Below are 23715 nucleotides of genomic sequence, written 5' to 3'. Positions count from 1 at the left end.
GACCCAACAGCTATGACACTATTTTAGGAATAGTAAGGAGTCGTTCTAAAGATGATTGTAGAAGAAATGATGAATCAAGATGTCATTACATTAAACCCTAGCGCAACGATTGCAGATGCAATTAATCTCATTCGAACTCATAACATTCGCCATATCCCTATTGTAAATCATGATTTTACCATCGCAGGAATTGTATCAGATCGTGACATTCGAGATGCAAGTCCCTCCATTTTTCAACCGAGCGACTTGGCAAATGATTTACATAAACCTGTTGCTGATCTTATGACCCGAAATGTGATCACCGCTCATCCGTTAGACTTTGTCGAAGAAATAGCAGGCATATTTTACGAGCACAATATCGGCTGTGTTCCAATCGTTAAAGAACACAAATTAGTAGGCATTGTCACAGAAAAAGATATGCTTCACACGCTTATTCAATTAACAGGTGCCCATCAACCAGGCTCTCAAATTGAAGTAAAAGTAGACGATCGCCCAGGAATTTTAGCTGAACTCGCTGCTCTCTTAAAAAATTCGAATATTAATATCCTAAGTATACTTGTCTACCCAAGCCCGACAATCAATGAAAAAATCCTTGTCTTTCGTATTCAAACGCTTAACCCGATGATGGTTGTCACAAAGCTCAAGCAGAATGGTTACAATGTCATTAATTGGCCACAGGTTCCTGGTGCTTCATCATGAAAAAAGAAGCTGTATTTGTTTACTCAAAGGACTTACTAAACTATAAATTCAGTGACAATCATCCTTTTAATCAATTACGAGTCAAACTAACTTACGATCTGCTTCGCATGAGCAAAGAATTGAATGAGCAAGACATCGTGCTACCCCGAGTAGCAACAGATGAAGAACTTAGTCTCATTCACGATCCTAACTATATTCAGGCGGTCAAGCTAGCAAGTGAAGGGAAACTGCCTACAGTAGAGGCAAACAACTATGGATTAGGAACCGAAGATACGCCGATGTTTGCTAATATGCACGAAGCTAGTTCCTATTTAGTAGGTGGGACGCTAGTGGCGGCTGATTACGTTATGTCCGGGCAGGCTAATCATGCTTTAAGTCTTGGTGGTGGTCTTCATCATGGTTTCCGAGGCAAAGCATCCGGCTTTTGTATTTATAATGATAGCGCTGTTGCGATTAAATATATTCAGCAAAAATATAACGCAAAGGTTCTTTACATTGATACGGATGCACATCATGGTGACGGCGTACAGTGGGCTTTTTATGATGATCCTTCTGTTTGCACCTTTTCTATCCATGAAACTGGGCGCTACCTGTTCCCTGGTACAGGAAATGTCAATGAACGGGGATATGGGGAAGGATATAACTATTCGTTTAACATTCCTGTAGATGCGTTTACAGAAGATGAGTCATGGATTGACTCTTACTCTACTGCGCTTCGTGAAGTCACGGAATTCTTTAAACCAGACGTTATTTTAACTCAAAACGGGGCAGATGCTCACTATTATGATCCTCTTACCCATTTGAGTGCGACCACAGCGATCTATCGAGAAATTCCGAAGCTTGCACACGAGCTTGCCCATCAATATTGTGAAGGTCGCTGGATCGCAGTTGGTGGCGGCGGTTATGATATTTGGCGTGTCGTACCTAGAGCATGGTCGTTTATTTGGCTTGAGATGAATAATCGTTTTCTTCAAGGGGATCTACCGAAAGAATGGATTGATAAGTGGTCTTCATATTCTCCTGTTCCCCTTTGTACAACGTGGGATGACCAGCAAGGAATTTATGAGCCCATTCCTCGAAAAGGAGAGATTACTGAAAAAAATCGAAATACCGTTTCAAAGGCTTTGTATGTAATTCGCTCTCAGACTGAAAAAGCTCGCGAGAAATAACTTCTTCGCGAGCTTTTGACAGTAAATTATTCTTTTGTTGATTGGCGGTACTCGATACGGTGTGGCAGTTCAACGATACTGCTCTCAACCGTTTCTTTGTTCATGTACTTTGTTAATAGACGCATCGCTACTGCCCCGATATCATACATTGGCTGTACGACTGTTGATAACGTAGGACGTACCATTGTTGCAAGCTTCGTATTATCAAAGCCTACTACTTCAACATCTTCTGGGATTTTGAATCCGCGATCCTGCGCTCCGTGAATAACTCCTAACGCCATTTCATCTGTTCCAACAAAAATAGCAGTCGGTTTTTCATCTAAAGAAGACAGCTTTTCAAAAGCTTCCATTCCAGAATCGTACGTATAATCGCCTTCAAATACCATTTCTTCATTATAAGGAATTTTATGATCGATAAGTGCTTGTTGATAGCCTTTTAGCTTTCTTTCTTTATTCATTGGCTCTTCTAGCGGTCCTGTTACAAAAGCAACGCGCTCATGGCCCTTTTCAATTAAGGCATGGACAGCATCATATGCTGCTTGTTCATAGTTAATATTTACTGAAGGAATTTGTTCAGACATTTCAATAGAAGCAGCTAACACGATTGGAACCGGGGATTTTTTGAACTCTTCGACGTGCTCATCAGTGATATTCCCACCCATAAAGATGATTCCGTCCACTTGCTTACCGAGCATAGTGTTTAAAAGGTGGAATTCTTTATCTGTGTTTTGATCCGAGTTACTTAAAATAATATTATACTTGTACATTGTGGCAATATCTTCAATGCCACGTGCTAGTTCAGCGTAGAAAATACTTGAAATGTCAGGAATAATAACCCCAACAGTTGTCGTTTTTTTACTAGCTAATCCACGAGCTACCGCATTCGGACGATACCCCAGACGTTCAATTGTTTCTAGCACTTTTTTTCTTGTTGATGGCTTTACGTTCGGATTACCATTAACAACACGTGATACCGTTGCCATTGATACATTCGCTTCTCTTGCTACATCATATATTGTTACGTTCACAACTTAACACTCCTTGTATTCAGCACATTTTCTGTTAGTTTACCCAGAAACCGTTATTTATAATTATGTACAGTCTATAATGTCTGTAACTACTATACGACACTATGTGCACAACCGCAATTAATTTACAGGATTTTTATGCAATGTTCGCTAAAAACACACCCAATAATACAGAATAGCATAATACAAAGCAAAAATCATCATTATTTTTACATTTTTCCAAAAAAAATACCATTTACCTTTGGCATCCCTATTCACAGAAACAGTCTACAAAAAAGCCTCCAAGACAAAAATGTCCGGGAGACTTTTGAATGTTAGGCTCTTACTTTTGAGTCTGCTCTGTTAATGCTCCACTTGTAATATTGCTGTGAGATGCATTCCACTTTGGCTCTCCATTCTCAAATACAAATACCTGAGGAGATTCGTGTTTAATATTAAACGTTTCTGCAATGTGTGCAGAAAGCGGACGCGCTTCTTGCACATGCAGATAATACGTTGGGACTTCCTCATGTTCATGTGCAAACGCCGTATATTCTTCATATGCATGAGCACTAATTGGACAGGTTGTACTATGTTTTAAAAAGGCAAACTGCTTACCTTTTTGGAGAATTTCTTCGAATTCTTCTACCGTTGAGATTTTATGCATGTTGCTCACTCCTTTTATTAGTAATGTGAAGAAAAAGAAGACGTCTCTAAAATAACGATTTAGGAGGCGTCCTCTTCTTCACATGTATTCTTTTAGAATGCAAAGGTGATGAACCTTTTATGCATTCTATTAATGCTTTAAGCCTTGCTCCATTTCATCCAGTGCTTTTTTCGTTTGATCAAGCTCCTGTTGAACGTTATATTCTTTTTCAATTGATTGAGTTTCTACTTCGTCCTCTAATACGTTTAGGCTACTTTCTGGAAGAACTTCTTCTTTTTTACGTATCCCTTTTACTTTGTTGATCACCTGTGCTGATTGGCCAGAGATTGTTTGTGAAAGGCTAACCGTTTTGTCTTTAGCGCTAGAAGCAAGACCTTGTCCCTTTTCCATCGCTGAATTTCGAAGTTTTTCCGTTTTCAAGCGAACAAACGTAGCTTGTTCATTGATGTCTGAGCGAAGCTCTTTTCCAGCTTTAGGAGCTAGTAATAATGCTGTTGCAGCACCTACAACTCCTCCTACGATTGCTCCTACTACAAAATCCTTATTTTTTGTTGTATTTGTATTGTTTTTAGCCATCCTTATTTCCTCCCTTAAGAATATGATCGGCGACGCTGTTCTTCTCTTGGCGGTGTTTCTGACACTGCTGCGTCATTTACTTGCTTTCTGTTTTTAAATCGATCCCAAACGTCCATTGCGACATTGCTCCACTGAACAACCTGAGCCACTGACTCCTTATGTTCTTCTGCTTTTCGTGAAACGGTATTAGATACCCCACGAATAGAACGATTCAATTCTTGAATTGAACCACCGACTCCTTTTACAGAATCCACTACGACGTTCAGTGCTTCAGATTTGCGTTGAATGTCCTCAGCAAGACCATTTGTTTTATGTAATAGCGCTGTGGTCTCTACAGTAATGCCATTCATTTGCTTTTCAAGACCATCTAAGGTTCCGGCCACAGAATTTAGCGTTTTTTGTACAGATCCAAGTGTTCTTGCTACTGATATTACCAAAAATAAGAACGCGATGGCAATAATTGCGACACTTATATACAGGATTAAAATCATAATATACGTCCTCCTTATGCTAGCTCGATTACTTAGTTCTACCCTCTAGTTATTTACAATAAACATCCTTATTTGTATTGCCATTTCGTTAAAAAACTATAAGATAAGCCTCCTCCTATTCGTATATTTTTCGTTTCTAGCATGGATAAGTAAACAAATGAAGCCTTTTGAGTTACAATAAATAGGTATATTTTATATCGTACACTAGGAGGTAGTAAAAATGAAAGACCCTCGCATTGAGAAATTAGCGAAAAATCTAATTAATTACTCCGTTCGTCTACAAAAAGGAGAAAAAGTTTTAATCGAAAACTTCGGCCTACAGCGCGAACTTGTGAATGCACTTGTAAAAGAAGCTTATGCGGCTGGTGGTTTCCCATTTGTATCATTAAAAGATCATTCCGTTGATCGTTCTCTATTAATGGGTGCTCAAAAAGAACACTTTGATATGATCGCTGATTTTGAAGCAAACGTCATGTCGAACATGGATGCATATATTGGTCTTCGCGCAGGAGACAACATTTCTGAACACTCTGATGTGCCCGCAGAAAGCATGAAAGTACACGGAGAAACAGTTGGCAAGAAAGTTCACCGCGACATTCGCGTACCTAAAACAAAATGGGTAGTGCTCCGCTATCCAACAAACTCAATGGCTCAGCTTGCAAAAATGAGCACAGAAGCATTTGAAGACTTCTACTTTAACGTGTGTAACTTAGACTATGCGAAAATGGATAAGGCAATGGATGCTCTTGAGTCCCTCATGAACAGAACGGACAAAGTACGTTTAGTAGGTCCAGGAACTGACCTTACCTTCTCAATCAAAGACATTCCGGCCGTGAAATGTGCGGGTCAAATGAATATTCCTGATGGAGAAGTATATACAGCGCCAGTACGTGACTCTGTGAACGGAACAATTACATACAATACACCTTCACCTTACCAAGGATTTACGTTTGAGAACGTTCAGCTAACCTTCCGTGACGGTAAAATTGTTGAAGCAACGGCAAACGACTCTGAACGTATCAACAAAATCTTTGACACAGACGAAGGCGCTCGCTACATTGGAGAATTCGCTATTGGTGTAAACCCGTATATCCAACATCCTATGCAAGATATTTTATTTGATGAAAAAATTGACGGGAGCTTCCACTTCACGCCTGGTGAATGTTATGAAGATGCGTACAACGGAAACAAATCAAATATCCACTGGGACATGGTAATGATCCAACGCCCTGAATACGGCGGCGGAGAAATCTACTTCGATGACGTACTCATTCGCAAAGACGGCCTATTCGTCGTGCCAGAACTCGAAGGATTAAATCCAGAAAACCTAAAATAAAAAAAGAAGCAGAAGCCATCGTCCTGCTTGGGAGGACGGCTTCTGCGAACGACCTAAGAAGATCTCCATAAGTGAAAGAGGCCAAGCCCGAAAGGGCTGGCCTCTTCCACTTATGCTTTACCAAAAAAAGGACCTGACAGCTCCTCCGTCAGGTCCTTTTTTGGTAAAGTGGATTCAAATTAGATGGATTGATATAAGTTTTCGAACTTTTGAATGTCTCCTGCACCCATGAACACCAATACTGCGCGATCATGATCCTTTAAGTTCTCCACCGTCTCTTCATCAATCAATCGTGCCCCGTCAATACGTTGACGAAGATCTTCAATGCTTAGTTTCCCTTGATGCTCACGAGCAGATCCAAAGATATCACATAAATATACTTGATCAGCACCTTGTAAGCTTGAAGCAAACTCATCTAAAAACGTTTGCGTACGAGTAAACGTATGTGGCTGGAATACTGCTACGACTTCGCGATCAGGATATTTCTGACGCGCAGCTGAAATCGTTGCGTGAATTTCAGTTGGATGATGAGCATAGTCATCAATAATCACCTGTTCGCCGAAAGCTTTTTCACTAAAGCGACGTTTTACTCCTTGATACGTTTTTAAGCGCTCTTGAAGAATTCCAACATTGATCTCCTCATAGTGACATAACGCGATCACTGATAACGCATTTAAGATGTTATGATCGCCGTAGCCAGGAATTTCAAACGTTGCATAAAAATTGTTACGAATGAACACATCAAATTTCGTTCCTGCTGTACTCTTCACGATATTACGAGCCTGGAAGTCGTTTTCTTCGTTCAAGCCGTAATATAAAACAGGTACTTTGGCTTGAATGCGCTGTAAATGCTCATCGTCTCCACAAGCAATGATTCCTTTTTTCACTTGCATCGCCATCTCTTGGAATGCACTGAATACATCTTCTACGTTAGCAAAGTAATCAGGATGATCAAAATCAATGTTTGTCATGATCGCATAGTCAGGCGTATAAGACAAGAAATGTCTACGGTATTCGCATGCTTCAAATACGAAATACTCACTCCCGTCAGTTCCTTGACCTGTTCCATCACCAATAAGGAAAGATGTCGGACGAGCTCCTTGAATCACATGTGATAGCATGCCTGTTGTTGATGTTTTACCGTGTGCTCCCGTTACGGCTACACTTGTATATTGTTTCATAAAATCGCCTAAGAACTTATGATAGCGAATCACAGGAACATCTTGCTCAACCGCTGCTTGAATTTCTTCATGTGTATCTGGGAACGCGTTTCCTGCAATGACAATCATGCCTGGCTCGATATTCTCTTTGTTAAAAGGTAAAACAGTAATGTTCTTTTGTTCTAATGATTTTTGTGTAAAAATTTCTTTTTCGATATCAGAACCTTGAACATGGTAATTCATATCATGTAAAATTTGTGCTAATGCACTCATTCCAGTCCCTTTGATTCCAACAAAATGGTAAACTGTCATATAAAGAAACCTCCAACATTCGTCTATCTGTAAGACAGTATATGACGTTTATCTAGAATTGCTCATTTATCACAGTTCATATAGTCTTCATAATAGGTTTTATAATATTGCATTTCATCATTATAGCACTAACTTGTTTTATGCACCAAGGAATAATCATCCATAAAACAAAGTACTTCCTTATCTACCCTTCGCCTCTTCTAGTCCATGTCCTTGGTGAAGGAGAATAAGAAAGTACGATCTGTACGCTATTATATAAACTATTGAACAATTCTACTCTACGTCTGTCTTCTCAGCATTACTCCATAAGCACTATAACATACTCTTTTAAAAAGAAGAACGCCTTCTTTTAAAAAGATGAACTTTGAATATCTGTTAAATCATCTTCTGTAATTAATACGTCCCTTGGTTTACTGCCTCTTGCCTCTGAAATGATCCCTTGCCCCTCCATCATATCGATTAGTCGTGCAGCACGGTTGTATCCGATACGGAAATGACGCTGCAGGCTAGATGTTGAGGCTCCACCTTGATCTAATACAAACTCACACGCCTCGACGAATAAATCATCTTCGTCTGAAGAAATGGTTTGCTGTTTTTTCAATAAGTCTTCTTGTTGAAATAAATAGTTAGGCTTCATTTGCTTTTTCACATGATCCACAACGCGATCGATTTCTTCATCTGAAATAAAGTTTCCTTGAATACGAACCGTTTTAGACGATCCATTTTCTAGGAATAACATATCTCCCCTACCGAGAAGCTTTTCAGCGCCTCCTGTGTCGATAATCGTACGAGAATCAACTTGAGAAGATACAGAGAACGCGACACGAGTTGGAACGTTTGCCTTAATTAGCCCTGTAATAACGTCTACAGACGGTCGCTGTGTCGCAAGCAACAGGTGAATTCCACACGCACGAGCTTTTTGAGCAATACGGCAGATTGCTTCCTCTACTTCACCTGGTGCCACCATCATCAGATCTGCTAACTCGTCAATGATGATAACAAGATATGGAAGCTCCCCACTTTTCTCACCGTGTTGTTTTACTCGCTCATTGTATTTCGTAATATCTCGGACTCCGCTATGAGCAAAAAGTTCATAGCGTCTTTCCATCTCCTCAACCGCCCATTTAAGTGCAGCCGTTGCAGCCTTTGCATCCGTAATAACCGGGCTTACGAGGTGTGGGATGCCATTATAAGGCGCTAGTTCGACCATTTTGGGGTCAATTAGCATTAGCTTTACTTCGTGTGGCGCTGCTTTATAAAGAAGACTGACGATAATCGTGTTAATACACACACTTTTTCCTGACCCTGTAGCACCTGCAATCAAACCATGAGGCATCTTTTTCAAATCCGTTACAATTGGTTCACCTGAAATGTCTAAGCCTAGTGCGACATTTAACGGAGAGCTATTCTCCGAGAACGCTGAACTTTGCAAAATTTCCTGTACGAGTACAGCTTTACTTTGGCGATTTGGCACTTCAATTCCAATTGTATTTTTTCCTGGAATTGGTGCTTCGATACGAATATCTCTGGCTGCCAAACTCAATTTTATATCATCAGTTAAGTTCGTAATTTTATTTACTTTTACACCTGGCTCAGGATGAACCTCAAAACGTGTCACGGTAGGTCCTTGTGTCACATTGACTACTTTTGCACGCACGTTAAAGTTTTTAAGCGTCATATCTAATAGCTCACGCTGTTCCTCTAACCACTGCTTGTCTTCTTCTACCTTTTCTGGAGGGGTGTTCAACAAGCCCATGCTCGGAAATTCATAAACACCATTCGTTCTTGTTTCGACAAGTGGAGAAGTCAGTTGAGCATCGGGCTGTAATACAGTTTCTTCTGATACTTGGGCTACCTCTTCCCTCTTCACATGCTCTTGAACGGTTTCCTGTCGACGAACCTCTGCGCGTCTTGCATCAGCTTCACGATGCAGAGACATTTGGCGACGATCTTTTTTAAGCATCATTACGTTGTATGGTACAAAACGCTTTCTGCGCGGCTCTTCGGCAGGTTCAGCTGCGTCCTGCATGTCGCTAGCCACTTCCATTGTGGAGGGAGCTTGCTCCCCAACGGAAGAAACGTCGGAACTTACGGCGGTTTCTTCAACCGTAAAGGCTACTTCTCGTTGTGCTTCTACAACTGTTTCTGGCCGCATATGTGCTTGTTCAACAGGCACATTTTCAATCATGCGCTCCTCTTCGTATACAGGCTGTACAGGACGTTCAGGCAGTGACTCAAGACGAACCGGTTCAGCCTGAAGCTCTTCCCCGTCAAACGATTGAACAGTAGATGAGAACTCGTTCATCTCTGGTCGGTTAATATCTTGCTGTTCACGGCGCTCATACGCCGGACGTTCTAAATTCATATGCTCTTCTTCATACACAATTGGTTCTTCTCGATAGACGCGCGGCTGAGGTGCCTGTGCTAACGTTTCTTCTCCCTGCATACTCTTCACTTCTTCTTGTACAGGATGTACGTTGTATACTGGTTCTTGACGCTGTGGCACTGGACGCTCTTTAGAAAAGACTTCCTCCACCTCAGAATGTGAAACGACAGGATTTTGCTGTCTTATTTGATCGACAGTCTCATGAGAAGAAATGCTGTCCTCTCTCACTCCTCGATCGGTAGAAGGCGTAAGCTCAAATTCTATTACGTCATCCTCTGGCACATACGTATCTTCATGACGGGGCTCTTGAGTAACAACTTGACTCTGCTGCGACTGTGATTCAGTCGACTCATGCGCAGGTCGGAAGTTTTTATACACCGTTTCGTTTAACTTTAAGTATTCTCTAACCTGCTCATACGTCAGTTCAGCACGCTTAACAGGGACTACAGGACGAGGAGCACGATAAGGTGAAGCGTAATGCTCCTCCCCTTCTTCACAGTCTAAATAAGAATAGCGTAATGAGGAGGTGAGCTGTTCGGGACGTTGCTTGAATCCATAAATCGGAGAAGGAACCTCCGTTGGTCGGAACGGATGTGAACGTTGTTCCTCTGGGTCTTTCTCTACTTTCATTTCTCGTTTCGGCTGGTGCTCTTTCTGTGGCGGTGCTTCAAACTGCACACGCGGCTTATGTAGCTCTTCTACCTCTACCTTACGCTCTCTTTCTATACTTTCTTTCGGATACTCTCTGCGTTCGGGTAGTTCTGTTACTTTCTCTGCCTTCTCACGCTGAGTGGAGCGAGCATAACTTTGTTGCTCCATTTCCTCATCCGCAATCAACGGGAAGCGAAATTTCCCTTTTGGATACTGATAGGCAATCTTAGCTTGCACGTCTCGCCCCGCCTGCTCCTTTTGTTCCGGTTCTTGAAACTTGAGAGGCGTGCCCGTTTTAACTGGTTTTATATATTGTTCGGCTTTTTGCTTAGGTATATGTTCACTAATTAATTTCGGATTATTTTGTTTGGATGCGGACGACGAAACAGGTACTTCCTTTTCGCGGCCTTCTTCATCGACAATAATTTCTTTCACTTCATATCCTAATAAGTAATCAAATGCTTTTCGGATCCAACTCATATTAAATCACTCTTTCTACCTTTCCTTTGGCAATAACTTATTTTAACATGTATAATTTCGTAAAAATATAGATAAATAAGAGGGATTTTGTAAAACTTTCCTGCTTACATCGCACTTCTTAGTTAAACAATTAGTTTTTGAGCAGTTCTTTATGTCCTTCCAAAAGAGATTTCTTACTTTTGAACCAAATGTTTTACTTATTCCCAGACCTATTTCTTCTTAAACCTTAACAAGCCACTAGTTTACACTAGTGGCTTGTTATTTTATCAAATAATCTTCCAATATTTCAACGAATTTCATGCATATGTAACGGTTGAAATGAAGATGTAAAAGTAACAGCTCCTATTTAACTAGAATAAAGGACGCAATTTCACCCTTATTAGCGTTGAATGAACTCATTACCTACTACATAATCATCAGTCAATACCAAAATTCCTTTTTCTTGAGGCGCGTCTGGTAAAGCTAGCTCTCGCGCCGAGCAAATCATTCCTGAAGAAGGAACACCGCGGAGCTCTGCGTCTTTAATGACTAAACCACTTGGCATAACCGCTCCAACCTTTGCCACTACTACCTTTTGACCTGCATCAACGTTCGGTGCACCACAAACGATTTGTAGTGTTTCTGTTCCTACGTCTACCTTGCAAATATTTAGCTTGTCCGCATTTGGATGCTTTTCTTTTTCTTGTACAAATCCTACAACGAACTTAGGAGACAAATCGACCTCTAATTTTTCATTAAAGCCGTTCTCCTCTAAAATGCGTTGAAGTTTTTCAACTAGCTCCTCAGTTAATTCAACAGAACCGTTCTCTGTAATTGTCATATAGCTAGAAGCGTCAAAAATATTGTACCCAGCCGTTTCGTTCGTTTCACGGTCGAAGACGCGCGCAACATTTCCTTTGCGCTCTGATGTACGCTCTTCTACATTAATATCTTTTATTGCTAAAATTAGCGTATCGCCAATACCTTCTTGATTATAAAACAGATTCATATGTTTACCTTCCTTTTTACTTTTTTCGATTCTTTCCAAGAATAAAGATCGGTTCTAGCTCCCCATTTTCATAGAGAAATGACAATGCCGTTACGGGCACATGACCACTCGCAAAAAAGCTCATTGTCATTTGAGCAAGCACGTCGTATCCAACCTCATTTTGAATATCACCAATGATTAATACATCCTGATGTGGAACAGCTAGCGTCATCGTTCCTGTAATCGTCTCTTCGGAAAACTGCTTTAAAAATTGGTCGTTTAAAATTCGGCTCGCATCATAGCCATCGTTGCTGTTAACGAAGTAAAACGGATTTCCGGCCACCGTATCTTTTTTATACGTCACCTTCAAGGAACGGAGATTAAATCTTGCCATCTCTCTGATCTTTGCTTCTGTCCAATTTTCTTTTTCCATCATTCGCTCATCAATTAATCGGTACGTGCTTCCTAAATCCAAGGCATAATAGATGCGTGTCTCAGCCGTATGATCATCATAAAAAAGAGAAATCTCATCTCTTGTTTCCGTTGGAAATGAAGTAGAGCGGATAACCGGAAAAATATTTTTCTCTTTTCCGGTTAACTTTTGCTCCTCATTCATTACGTGAAGAGCTTCTCTAATATAATACACCATTTCTTCAAGGGCTGCTTCTTGTTTTTCCTCCCACTTGGCGATTAAACCAGGGATGGAAATCGTGATGCCTTTTTTCTGCTCCGCATGCTCTACTCGCAGTGTATCCTTTTCACGATCATAGGAAAAAGACCAATCAGAACCAGATAGTTTTTCTTCCAATAGCTTGCGCATTTTTAAGCTAGTCATTTTCATGGTCATCTTCCCCCTCTACGCTTCAGTCAGCTAATCCATCAATGAATTCTTCAATTTGCTCTTGCGTCTTACGGTCCTTACTTACAAAACGACCTGTTTCCTCACCGTCTTTGTATGCAACAAAACTAGGAATACCAAACACGTTTAGCTCGATGCAAAGATCAATAAATTCATCACGATCGACATAATAGAATTTATAGTCACTGTATTTTTCCATTAGTTCTGGTAGGATTGGATCAATGAATCGGCAATCCGGACACCAGTCAGCTGAGAACATTAAAATATGTTTCCCTGTTTTGATTTCTTCTCTATATTGTTCAACGCTTGTTAGTTTTTCCATTTTTATTCCTCCTAGATAGGCTTTTCTTCTATTATTGCTAATCATATGAAACCATAATCTATAAGGCCATGCAAGATTTTGCTTCTATCTGACAAGGGTAATAAAAGGATTCCCCTTATCCGTTTCACTTACTCACCTTGTCCATAGTCGTATTGCCCGGCTAATAGCTTTACGATATGAACAAACATTTCCTTTCGCCCAATCCAATTGTTTGTAAACACACCGATTGCTCCTTCACGTTTGCTTAGATCATTTGTATGGAGAAGCTCATCCATTACGTGCCCTAATTCCATTCCACCTCGTACTTTTACCGCGAACTCATGAGGTAATAAAATTCTTGCTCCCCCTGCAATGAGTGGGGCGTTTCCTTTCGTAACGAGCGCTCCCCAGTTACATAAAAACATGCCGTAGTCTGTTTCAAGAACGCCTCCTTCAAGGCCAATTCCAATTTCAGCTTTTGCTTTTTCCAATGCATTTGTCGCGCGATTAATTGCACCTTGAATGGTTTCTTCATCCGTAAATGGCTGTGGTGATACTTCCGATGGAACACTAAGAGCGCTAAAAGAGCAGTCTTCCCAACTTCCTAATGCGGTTTGAACTGCCTCTACTTTCGCTGGATTTTTCGTACCAATGGCAATTTTCACTGTTGTTCTCTCCCTCTGGTCATGAAAAAATCGCCTTGAATGCCATTTCAGCAAAACAGCTGAAATGGGCAAGAATGGCGATTTGTCATCTAATTTAGTCACGTAAAATTATGAATTTTGATGAATGGAAGCAAGCGTCGTACGATCAGTTGCTCTTACAAGTCTTGTCACAAGCTCTTTCGCTGCCGCATAGTCATCAATATGAATCATAGATGCATGTGTGTGAATATAACGAGAGCAAATACCAATAACAGCAGAAGGAACTCCTTCATTTGTCGTATGAACACGCCCTGCATCTGTTCCACCTGGGGACACGAAATATTGATATGGAATGTTATTTGTTTCAGCCGTATCTAAAATAAATTCGCGTATTCCTCTGTGCGTAACCATCGTGCGGTCATAAATACGGAGAAGTGCTCCTTTTCCAAGCTGGCCGAATGCCGTTTTGTCTCCGGACATATCATTAGCTGGACTTGCATCAAGCGCATAGAAAATGTCTGGTTTGATCATATTTGCAGCTGTTTGGGCACCGCGAAGACCCACTTCTTCTTGCACAGTTGCTCCGGAATAAAGCGTATTTGGTAACTCTTCACCCTGCACTTCTTTTAAAAGTTCAATTGCAAGTCCACAGCCGTAGCGGTTGTCCCATGCTTTTGCTAAAATTTTCTTTTCGTTTGCCATTGGTGTAAATGGACAAATTGGAATAATTTGCTGACCTGGTTTAATGCCCATACGCTTCACATCTTCAGGATCATCTGCACCGACGTCGATTAACATGTTTTTAATATCCATCGGTTTTGAGCGCTGTGCATCTTCTAATAAATGTGGAGGAATGGACGCAATCACACCGATAATAGGTCCGTTATCCGTGATCACCTGTACGCGCTGTGCTAGAAGTACTTGACTCCACCAGCCACCGAGCGTTTGAAAGCGAATAAGTCCCTTCTCAGTGACAGACGTTACCATAAAGCCGACTTCATCCATGTGTCCTGCTACCATAACGGTAGGACCTTCTGGATTTCCCTTTTTCACGCCAAAAATACTTCCAAGGCGATCTTGTACAATTTCATCTGAATATTTTTCCAGTTCCTGACGCATAAAAGCTCGCACTTGATGTTCGTTACCAGGTGCACCGGGTAATTCAGTCAAGGTTTTAAATAATGCTAACGTATCTTGATTCATGATATGTCCCCTTTATGTATATTGACTTTTCTTCTTTCATTGTACCGAAAACGGAATATTCTTTCCACTTTCCTGGTAATGGAATTGTTTAAAACTTAACAAATTCGCTTCGTTTTTGTATACTTTTTATATTCTCCTTATTTTCAGCTTGTCCCTTATGCTTTATGAAACGAGGATACATCGCTCCCGATACGGAGAGAAATAACCTTTTATTGATGCCTTTTAGCTCTACCATTTATAAAAACGAAAGCGAGTGACCAATATGAAATTGAAACATGTAGTGGCAGGATTCGCGGCTGGTTTTGTGAGCGCATACATCATTGAAAAGAAAAAAGCAGCAATTTCTTCTGGAGAAGCTCTTCAAATTGCGAAAAATGCCTTCAAAAAAAATGGAACCATTGATGGCTCCTGGATTCATACGACAACAAAGTTTTTCGAACAAAATGGTTTAACGTTCGAAGGCTATAACGGAGGAATTATTCGTACCGTTGATAACCTTCAAGAACATTATGAGTTTTTTATTGATAAAAAAAGCGGTGCTATTCTAGATTTAAAAACTGTATCATGATCGCTTTCTTTCAACTTTATCGATCAATTCATTGGCGTCATTCCATTTAACCGCTCGATAATACGCGTCGTGATAAAAACTAAACCACGCGTTATGCTGAATGCCCCTTGGCGTCCACAGTTGTTTTTGAGCAACAGACGTCATTGGGTAATCATCATATGCCATTACCCACAGTATGTTCGCGTGTGCGTGAGTTGCGAGTAAATCGCCCATATGTAATAGTTGCTCTCCACCATCTTCTAGTAAAATCACCGCATGTCCATCACTATGTCCACCTGTATGGAACATGTTGATGCCTTCTAGCACTTCAATCTCTTCGTTAAAAGTGATCACCTGCTGCTGAATAGCTTCCCAATTTTCTTTCCAATACGTATTACGTGATCGTATGTTTGGATGACGCATTTCGTTCCATTCTACTTCTGATACATAAATTTTCGCTTTTGGAAATACCGACGTATACGCGTCATTTTCTTTCACAGTTAACCCGCTCGCATGATCAAAGTGGAGATGCGTCATTAACACTTTGTCAATATCAAAAGCGCTCAGACCAAGCTTTTGAAGCGCATCTAACACATCAGATTCTTCTGTTACTCCAAAGTTTCGAAGCTGCTTCTCATTTAGCTTTCCTTTTCCGATTCCGGAATCGATCAGGATATTTTTTCCTCTCACTTGAATGAGTAACGGGTCCGTCCGCAATTCGATTTGGTTTTTGTCATTTACCGGATACTTTTTAGACCAAAGTGGCTTTGGCACTACGCCAAACATAGCACCTCCGTCTAAATGATTATTTCCTCCGTTTAGCCAAGTTACTCTAATATCTCCTATTGATAACGTTTCCATTTCTCTTTCCACCCCCATGAAAATTTCCCTTTTATTGTATCATAAAAAAAGATCCCCTACTCTCTACAGAGCTAGGGGATTGTCATCAGTCATTGAGGTACTTTACTTCACAGCGATAAATGCGCTGACCTGCGTTTGAAAATTTCTCTTCATACTCCGTCATTACATTTCCTTCAAAATCACTTTTATGAAGATCTAGACTTACGTATTTCAATAGCAGTCCATACTCTGAAAAGCTTGTTAGAGAGTATTCAAATAACCCTTGATTATCCGTTTTAAAATGAATTTCTCCGCCGTCAACTAAAAGATCTTCATATCGCTTTAAAAACGTTTTGTATGTTAAACGTCGTTTTGCATGACGGTTTTTCGGCCACGGATCAGAAAAGTTCAAATAAACTCGTTCGACGTCGTTCTTTCCAAAAATATCATTTAACGTTGCCGCATCCACATTCAGTAGCTTAAGGTTAGGAAGTTTTTCTTCAATTAGACGATCTAATGCGACTACAATAATGCTCTCAAATAGTTCAATCCCAATATAATTCACATTAGGATTTTGCTTTGCCATTCCGACTAAAAATTGCCCTTTTCCTGTTCCAACTTCAATATGAATCGGGTTATCATTTCCAAATACTTTACTCCAGTTTCCCTTGTGAGACTCTGGATTCGCTACCACGTACTGAGGATTTTCTGCAATACGATCCTTCGCCCATGGTTTATTTCTTAAACGCATATTCACACCTCGTTAATTAAATAATTCGCTAAAAATAATCATAAAAATAACATCGTCCGTTGCTGACTCAGTAAAGGAGGTTCCTCTAATGGACATTGAACGATGCTCGTACAAAGTATTTTCCAATGGGAAAATACTTCAACATTCACGAATAAAGAGATAAGTAAAGCAAAAACTAAAATGATTACATTTGAAAGGATGTGGACGCGATGCCACTAGATTATTCTCATCAAATGGGCGTTTTAAAAGATATTTTATCTGATCACCAACTCGATTGCTGCGGAACAGCTTCCGAATGTGCTCAAGTTGGTCGCCTCATTGAATCTATGTTAGCCAATAGTACCACGAACGAAAGGCTAAAGGATACGTTACATCACATTTACGCGTATACTCAAACCGCGAAGGATTGTCCGGATTTGAATCAACACATACACACAAATCAGCAAAATTTATCTCAATGGGTAAATGACCTCTCTACCCTATCTTAACTTAAAGTAATTGCGCTAAGTATTTCTCCCAATATTGCATATCTTTGTGCTCTTGCTTGCTTTTATGCCATTGAATTTGAAGAATCGTTTGACTAATTACGTACCATTTCATTCGTTTTTGAAGGTTATCTGATAGCTCAATACCATAGGCTTGTAGCCACTCTTCCCAATTTTGTTCAGGAATGTACCAGTATAGAAGCAATCCAAGATCAATGGCTGGGTCTGCTATCATAGCACCGTCCCAGTCTATTAAATACAGTTGCTCCTCTTCATTGAGCATCCAATTATTATGATTAACATCGCAGTGACAAACAACGTAATCGGTAGGATGTACGGCTGCTAGATCTCGTTGCAGATATCGAACAGCCTGCTGAATTAATGGAATCTTCATCAATTCCACGTCAAGACGCGAGTAAATATCCTGAAGCACATGCTCAGGTAATAGCGGCACTTTTCCTAATCGTTTCAGCATATCTAATAATTCTTTCGAATGATGAATCTTACTTAATAAAGCTGTCACTTTTTCAGATGCCATGTCTTTTGGCTTTAGTTCACGACCTTTTAACCAATGTTGAGCCGTGATCACATCACCATTCTCCATCCGTCTTGTCCACACAAGTTTCGGTACAATTCCCTCAGCTGAAAGAACTGCCAAAAAAGGAGAAGAGTTTCGCTTCAGAAAAAGCTTACGCTCACTGTTTTGAGCAAAATAAGCATCTCCCGTGGCACCACCAGCAGGTGTGACTTCCCAGCCGCTTCCTAATATATTTTCCAACCAATTCACCTTCAATTTTAACTCACACATTTCATTTAAGGATTTCGTTTTCACTTAACTTATCTTAGTTTCATATGTCTATCTGATCGTCATTGTTTATTAAATAAAAAAGACGGCTATTGAGCATATCTATATCAATAGCCATCATCTATAGATTTTAGCTCTATTGTACTTTTCGCGTCAAGTAGTTGTCAGGTAATTTATTGATAAAGTGGCGCTTTGTTTATTCTCTACCTAAAATCAAGACGCTAAGAGGTGGAACTTTGTAAGAAGATACCACTTCTTCCTCCTCTCCCTTATCGAAAAAGCATTGATCTTTCAATAAAACACGCCAACGGTTACCGTCAGGAAGCACAAATTCTTGCTCTTTAAGGTCATTATTAAACGCTAGCAAAAGGTCATTCCATTGACTAAATTCTTTTATGTGTGTCAGATGATAAGCAATGACAGCTTCTGATGTCTGCAAAAACCGAACGTGCTGTTGAATGTGAGAACGGCTCGGAAGACGTAGCGCCATTTCTTGCTTTCGAAAGCGTATGAGTTTCTGAATAAATTGAATATTTCCATCAAACTTTTCACGTCTTTGCCAATCAAGCTGATTAATATAATCAGGATCTTTATAGCTATTTTCCACACCAAATTTTGTTCGATAAAATTCTTGTCCGCTATGCAAAAACGGGATTCCCTGGGCAAGCAACACCATTGATGTTGCGAGTGTATGGCGCTTTTGACGAATAATGTCGGTTTCGTAATGGTTGCATTTACTCATTTTGTCCCAAAGCGTGTGATTATCGTGTGACTCAACATAATTAATACTTTGAAACGGTTCTGCAAAAAGATATTTTCCGTATTTTTCATAGGCGACGCTTCCACTCAAGGATTGCTTAACATCGTTTTTACGATGGAGATGTCCAAGTGCATAGCCCCGATCATAAATATTAAATGTACTTCCCTTCACATAATCTCGAAACTGATCATTAAACTGTGCAATTCCAGGAATTTTCTCTGCGTTATAAAGCGTTGCTTTTTGATCATATGGAAGAGGAGTATTAAGGTCCCAGCCTTCACCTAAAAGTAAAATAGTTGGATCCGTCTTGTCTGCCAATGCTCGAATCGCATTCATGGTTTGAATATCCAATATTCCCATTAAATCAAACCGAAATCCATCTACTTGAAATTCGGTAAGCCAATACGAAATAGAGTCGATTATAAACTTTCTCACCATATTTCGTTCTGATGCAAGATCATTTCCAACTCCGGTCCCATTTGATGGCATTCCGTAGTAATCATGTCGAAAGTAATAGCCAGGAACAAGCTTCTCAAACGACGACGTTTCACGAACGTACACGTGGTTGTATACGACGTCCAAAATGACCCGCATCCCGTTTTGGTGAAGAGTGCTAATCAATTTCTTTAATTCATTCACTCGTGTGTAACCATCGCTTGGATTTGACGAATAGCTACCTTCAGGAACATTGAAATACAGCGGATTATACCCCCAATTATACTCTTTTAAAGGGTTCATTTCGTCCACGCCACCGTAATCGTTCACCGGAAGAAGTTCAATGTGGGTAACGCCGAGCTCTTTTAAATAGCTAACACCTGTTGAGTAGCCGTTTGATGTGGTTGTGTTTTCTTCCGTAAATGCATGGTATGTGCCTTTCGCCTTAATTCCACTATGTGGAGAGATCGAAAAATCACGTATATGCGTCTCATAAATAATCGCATCCGTTAGAGCTGCCAGAGCAGGCCTCGGGGCAATTGGTTGTGTTGAACGCGTCAAATTGATAATCATTCCATACTCGCTGTTTGCTGTAAGTGCTCTTGCATAAGGATCAACAGCCTCTGCCCAAGTACCATTTATTCGAACAAGATACGTATAGAGACAACCATCCAAATCTTGAGGCTCACACCACGTCCATACTCCCTTTTCACCTCTCACCATCTCCTTCATTTTCTCTTCTTTCGTTTCAGGATGAAGGAGCTTTACTTTCGCTTCGATTGCACTCGGTGCCCATAGCTTAAATATGGTTTCTGTATCTGTTAACGTAACGCCCAAATCGGAGCCGGTATAGAAAAATAATTGATCAAATTCTGGTGTACGAATAACGGCTCCAATTTGAAGATCTGTTCGTCGAGACCTTGAATCAATAATTTCATACGGCTTTCCAATTTCAATTGGGAGCGTTGTGATACATTCATATTTTTGCATAGTAGGAAGATGAATCGTTCTCGCAATCGGAAGTTGTATCTGTTCATTCCGTTCCATTAAAAAAAACGCGGTTGGCATTTCACCTTCATAAGGTACTAGAATAGTGACTGTATCCATTGTATCCAGATAAGCTTCGTACTCACGTTTGGTGACGTTCATATGCTTCAGTCCTTTAATCGCAATAAAGTTATAAGCAAGTAATGCTTTTTACTTTTACTATTGTATTCTATGTTTACGCTCTCGATTGTTGAAAATCCTCTGTGCGTTTTCATTTGTACTAGTATAAACAACTTTTATACGTTTCTATCACCACTACCCGATAAACAAAAATACCCCTCTTAGTCATGAGGGATACTCTTCTCATATTCGAGTTTCTGCGGTCGTTTGGCTGCTTCTTAACAACGCATTCGCCGCCTTTAGTTGACTATGCTTAAGAGGAGACACTGATTTCCGCGCCTTTTCAAACCATTTATCGTAACTTCTTGCATCTACTAGCTCAACTCCATATGGTGGAGTTGGACAATCGAAATAACCATTTCGACTTAATAAAATACGCTTGATTGGAATATCTAGACCGTTTGCTTCGTAAAGACTTTGCACCACGTTGCCCATTCGATTGAGACTAAGAAGTGGATTAACGATTTTCTTTTGTTTATCCTGAAACAGCTCCGTCCAAAAACGATCTTTCGAGTATTGAAATACGCTCCCCTGCTGTGATTCTATAATTGAAATACACCATGTTTCCATCGGGGTAAGAACGACAATGTCTACTTCAACCGTTGCTTTTCTCACAGCCAAAATAGGCTTATAGAGTATGAGGTATGTGTCAGGAAAACGCTGAAGCAAATAACGGAGCACTGGATCATGGTAAAAGCGGCGATCAACGTTTGAAATTTCAAAAGCAGTAGAGCTTGCCCATTTAATCTGCATCTCCAATAAATTTTCTAAAAACAATATCTTTGCATCCTCAATTGTCTTTGGTTCTGTACTATATACGTGAAGATCTTGATCAACAGATTCGGGATGTAAAAATACATCTTCCTCCTCAAGCTCTTCAACCTCTTCTTTATTTTCTTTTTGAAAATAGCCCTTTATCGATTGAAAAAGTGATGCCTTTGGCTCTTCACTCTCTTCTACCTCTTCATGTGGAAGAGTTAAAAACTTCCCTTCATCAAACAGACTCTTGGCGTGCTTCCAGTTTTGCTGTTTCAATCGAATAAATCGAGATGGATATTCGTAAATATGCTGCTCATAACGTGAAATATAATCTTGTAGCTTTAATAGCTGTGCCATGTTAATCTTCCCCTGATTAATTTTATGTACATTCTTCTCTCCCTCTTATTTATCGGATGTTACCAGTCTATTTTCATGAGTCATAACGATCATCTTCTACACCGTTTATAAAGCGGCGTTATTTCGGAGTGAAAAACTTTCCACCGCTTCGTATTTAGGCTGACGATCCATGTGAATACGATACAAATAGAATGCCTCAACAGAAAAAGATGAAGGAAAAATAGGTTGCTTCTGTTCATATTCGTTGATCGGAAAAGTCTCTTCACCTTGCCACTTTTTCGCAATGGTTATATGCGGCGTATAAGGTCGGTTGTCTGTTTGAAAACCAGAGTCATCGCAAATCTGCCGTACTTTGCTTTGCAACTGATTCAACAGTGGCTCCTGCTCGACTCCAAGCCACAGTATACGAGGAGTCTCATCATTCCCAAATGTGTGTAAATGCTCAGTCGTTAGATCAAAAGACAAAAATTCTTGAGCGACTTCCTGTAAACGATACGTTAAACTCTCAAGCGCTGCCGAATCGGCTTCCCCTAAAAATGAAAGGGTAATATGATAATCCTCAAGGTGCGTCCACTGCTTAAAAGGCAGTTGGCGCATTTGACTCGATTTCCACTCTGTTAATTCCATTTGCAGCTTTGATGGTAGCGGAATCGCAATAAAAAAGTGTGTATGGATAGTCAACGATTTTCACTCATTTCTACAAATAATGATGATGTTCATTCATATGTATTACCCCTATGATAACAGGATTATGAATTATTTTTATTATCATGCACATTTCTTCAGTCTATTACTATAAAAACCCGGCTCTTTTCAAGAGATAGCGTCAGCCATTTCCCTATCCTGTATTCATTGAATCGATGAGAACCTCTAATTGGGGCAAGATATGTTAGTATGGAAGATATACTTTAGGAAAAGGAATGAGCAGAAATGAAAGTCGTACAAAACATGGCCGATTTAATTGGCGAAACGCCCCTCCTTAAATTAAATAAACTTCAGCCTGAAGGAGGCGCTTCTGTTTATTTAAAGCTCGAGTTTTTTAATCCAAGTAAAAGCGTGAAAGACCGCGCAGCTTTTAACATGATTATTGAAGCTGAAAAGGCTGGATTATTGTCAGCACAGTCTACGATTATTGAGCCAACAAGCGGGAACACAGGGATCGGACTGGCAATGAATGCAGCCGCTCGTGGATATAAAGCGATTTTAGTAATGCCAGACACGATGAGCCAGGAGCGTATCAATCTACTAAAAGCATATGGTGCCGACGTGGTGCTAACACCTGGGGATGAAAAAATGCCCGGCGCTATCCGCAAAGCAGAGGAGCTTGCAAAAGAAATTCCTCATTCTTTTGTGCCGATGCAATTTAGTAACGAAGCAAATGCAGATGCTCACCGAAATACTACTGCACTTGAAATCGTTGAAGCAATGAAGGAAATTGGCAAAGACTTGTCCGCTTTCGTCGCAACAGCAGGAACGGGCGGAACAATTACCGGAACAGGAGAAGTATTAAAGGACCATTATCCTGACCTAACGGTGCACGTGGTGGAACCAAAAGGATCTCCTGTCCTAGCTGGAGGAAAACCTGGAAAACACAAATTGGTCGGAACAAGTCCTGGGTTCATTCCGAAAATCTTAAATCAAGATGTTTACAACGAAATTATGCACATCAAAGATGAAGAAGCGTATGACATTACAAGAAGACTCGCCTCTGAGGAAGGTATCTTAGTTGGTCCATCTTCAGGAGCTGCTTGCTTTGCTGCCTTAGAAGTCGCAAAGCGCTTAGGTCCAGATGAAGTTGTGGTATGTATCGCATGCGATACGGGTGAACGCTACTTGTCTACAGACGTATTTTCGTTTTAAGCACTAAAAAGAGAGAAGTCTTGACCGAGTCCACTGAAAAA

The 23715-nt window shown here is 40.3% G+C and carries 23 protein-coding genes; 6 read left to right on the top strand and 17 right to left on the bottom strand.

What is annotated here, in order from left to right; genetic code table 11:
• Positions 1-51: 51 nt before the first annotated feature.
• Entirely contained in the window at positions 52-699 is a 648-nt protein-coding gene (locus tag AMD01_RS07755) for an acetoin utilization AcuB family protein (protein WP_053400820.1), read from the top strand.
• A complete protein-coding gene (locus tag AMD01_RS07750; RefSeq protein ID WP_053400819.1) occupies positions 696-1868 on the top strand; it encodes an acetoin utilization protein AcuC in 1173 nt (390 codons plus the stop codon). Before AMD01_RS07755 ends, AMD01_RS07750 begins: the two co-directional genes overlap by 4 nt.
• Positions 1869-1894: 26 nt before the next feature.
• On the opposite strand, the gene ccpA is transcribed toward AMD01_RS07750, so the two are convergent.
• The 4 genes from ccpA to AMD01_RS07730 form a co-directional block, all read right to left on the bottom strand.
• A complete protein-coding gene (gene ccpA / locus AMD01_RS07745) occupies positions 1895-2896 on the bottom strand; it encodes a catabolite control protein A (RefSeq protein ID WP_053400818.1) in 1002 nt (333 codons plus the stop codon).
• Positions 2897-3218: 322 nt separating this feature from the next.
• Positions 3219-3542: a bacillithiol system redox-active protein YtxJ gene (gene ytxJ / locus AMD01_RS07740; RefSeq protein WP_053400817.1), complete on the bottom strand. Its 324-nt coding sequence runs from the start codon at positions 3540-3542 to the stop codon at positions 3219-3221.
• A 129-nt stretch (positions 3543-3671) separates the two neighbouring features.
• Positions 3672-4118, bottom strand: a complete 447-nt coding sequence (locus tag AMD01_RS07735; RefSeq protein ID WP_053400816.1) for a YtxH domain-containing protein — start codon at positions 4116-4118, stop codon at positions 3672-3674.
• Positions 4119-4132: 14 nt separating this feature from the next.
• On the bottom strand, positions 4133-4609 hold the full coding sequence (locus tag AMD01_RS07730) for a DUF948 domain-containing protein (RefSeq protein ID WP_053400815.1): 477 nt from the start codon (positions 4607-4609) through the stop codon (positions 4133-4135).
• 220 nt (positions 4610-4829) lie between these two features.
• Between AMD01_RS07730 and AMD01_RS07725 the strand changes: the two genes are divergently transcribed.
• Positions 4830-5945, top strand: coding sequence for an aminopeptidase (locus tag AMD01_RS07725; RefSeq protein ID WP_053400814.1), 1116 nt, complete (start codon positions 4830-4832; stop codon positions 5943-5945).
• Positions 5946-6124: 179 nt separating this feature from the next.
• On the opposite strand, the gene murC is transcribed toward AMD01_RS07725, so the two are convergent.
• The 7 genes from murC to AMD01_RS07690 form a co-directional block, all read right to left on the bottom strand.
• Positions 6125-7417 (bottom strand): UDP-N-acetylmuramate--L-alanine ligase, encoded by a 1293-nt coding sequence (gene murC / locus AMD01_RS07720; RefSeq protein WP_053400813.1) that lies wholly within the window; start codon positions 7415-7417, stop codon positions 6125-6127.
• 349 nt (positions 7418-7766) lie between these two features.
• Entirely contained in the window at positions 7767-10934 is a 3168-nt protein-coding gene (locus tag AMD01_RS07715; RefSeq protein WP_053400812.1) for a DNA translocase FtsK, read from the bottom strand.
• A gap of 379 nt (positions 10935-11313) precedes the next feature.
• Positions 11314-11922: a YtpR family tRNA-binding protein gene (gene ytpR / locus AMD01_RS07710; RefSeq protein ID WP_053400811.1), complete on the bottom strand. Its 609-nt coding sequence runs from the start codon at positions 11920-11922 to the stop codon at positions 11314-11316.
• A 16-nt stretch (positions 11923-11938) separates the two neighbouring features.
• On the bottom strand, positions 11939-12736 hold the full coding sequence (locus tag AMD01_RS07705) for a DUF1444 domain-containing protein (protein WP_053401045.1): 798 nt from the start codon (positions 12734-12736) through the stop codon (positions 11939-11941).
• Positions 12737-12764: 28 nt separating this feature from the next.
• Positions 12765-13082: a thioredoxin family protein gene (locus tag AMD01_RS07700; RefSeq protein ID WP_053400810.1), complete on the bottom strand. Its 318-nt coding sequence runs from the start codon at positions 13080-13082 to the stop codon at positions 12765-12767.
• A gap of 128 nt (positions 13083-13210) precedes the next feature.
• Positions 13211-13726 (bottom strand): DUF84 family protein, encoded by a 516-nt coding sequence (locus AMD01_RS07695; protein ID WP_053400809.1) that lies wholly within the window; start codon positions 13724-13726, stop codon positions 13211-13213.
• A 108-nt stretch (positions 13727-13834) separates the two neighbouring features.
• Positions 13835-14908 carry a M42 family metallopeptidase gene (locus AMD01_RS07690; protein WP_053400808.1) on the bottom strand — a complete coding sequence of 358 codons (1074 nt, stop codon included), beginning with the start codon at positions 14906-14908 and terminating at the stop codon, positions 13835-13837.
• A gap of 262 nt (positions 14909-15170) precedes the next feature.
• On the opposite strand from AMD01_RS07690, the gene AMD01_RS07685 reads away from it, so the two are divergent.
• Positions 15171-15476, top strand: a complete 306-nt coding sequence (locus AMD01_RS07685; RefSeq protein ID WP_053400807.1) for a PepSY domain-containing protein — start codon at positions 15171-15173, stop codon at positions 15474-15476.
• Here the strand turns inward: AMD01_RS07685 and AMD01_RS07680 are convergent.
• Positions 15471-16316 carry a YtnP family quorum-quenching lactonase gene (locus tag AMD01_RS07680; protein WP_053401044.1) on the bottom strand — a complete coding sequence of 282 codons (846 nt, stop codon included), beginning with the start codon at positions 16314-16316 and terminating at the stop codon, positions 15471-15473. The genes AMD01_RS07685 and AMD01_RS07680 overlap by 6 nt on opposite strands.
• Positions 16317-16401: 85 nt before the next feature.
• Positions 16402-17046, bottom strand: a complete 645-nt coding sequence (gene trmB / locus AMD01_RS07675; protein WP_053400806.1) for a tRNA (guanosine(46)-N7)-methyltransferase TrmB — start codon at positions 17044-17046, stop codon at positions 16402-16404.
• A gap of 209 nt (positions 17047-17255) precedes the next feature.
• On the opposite strand from trmB, the gene AMD01_RS07670 reads away from it, so the two are divergent.
• The gene (locus AMD01_RS07670; protein ID WP_053400805.1) at positions 17256-17534 is read left to right on the top strand and encodes a YtzH-like family protein; all 279 of its coding nucleotides are present in this window, start codon (positions 17256-17258) and stop codon (positions 17532-17534) included.
• 1 nt (position 17535) lies between these two features.
• On the opposite strand, the gene AMD01_RS07665 is transcribed toward AMD01_RS07670, so the two are convergent.
• The 4 genes from AMD01_RS07665 to thpR form a co-directional block, all read right to left on the bottom strand.
• Positions 17536-18309, bottom strand: a complete 774-nt coding sequence (locus AMD01_RS07665; RefSeq protein WP_053400804.1) for a phosphotransferase family protein — start codon at positions 18307-18309, stop codon at positions 17536-17538.
• A 223-nt stretch (positions 18310-18532) separates the two neighbouring features.
• Positions 18533-20680, bottom strand: coding sequence for a type I pullulanase (gene pulA, locus AMD01_RS07660; RefSeq protein ID WP_053400803.1), 2148 nt, complete (start codon positions 20678-20680; stop codon positions 18533-18535).
• Positions 20681-20881: 201 nt separating this feature from the next.
• A complete protein-coding gene (locus tag AMD01_RS07655) occupies positions 20882-21814 on the bottom strand; it encodes a nuclease-related domain-containing protein (protein ID WP_053400802.1) in 933 nt (310 codons plus the stop codon).
• Between the two features lie 105 nt (positions 21815-21919).
• Entirely contained in the window at positions 21920-22495 is a 576-nt protein-coding gene (gene thpR / locus AMD01_RS07650) for an RNA 2',3'-cyclic phosphodiesterase (protein ID WP_053400801.1), read from the bottom strand.
• 249 nt (positions 22496-22744) lie between these two features.
• Here thpR and cysK point away from each other — a divergent pair, with 249 nt between their 5' ends.
• On the top strand, positions 22745-23674 hold the full coding sequence (gene cysK / locus AMD01_RS07645) for a cysteine synthase A (RefSeq protein WP_053400800.1): 930 nt from the start codon (positions 22745-22747) through the stop codon (positions 23672-23674).
• The last annotated feature ends 41 nt before the right edge of the window (positions 23675-23715 follow it).

It is taken from the genome of Priestia koreensis (assembly GCF_001274935.1).
Taxonomy (GTDB): domain Bacteria; phylum Bacillota; class Bacilli; order Bacillales; family Bacillaceae_H; genus Bacillus_AG; species Bacillus_AG koreensis.
Note: the sequence above shows the minus strand (reverse complement) of the source record. Positions and strands in the feature narration are given on the sequence as shown.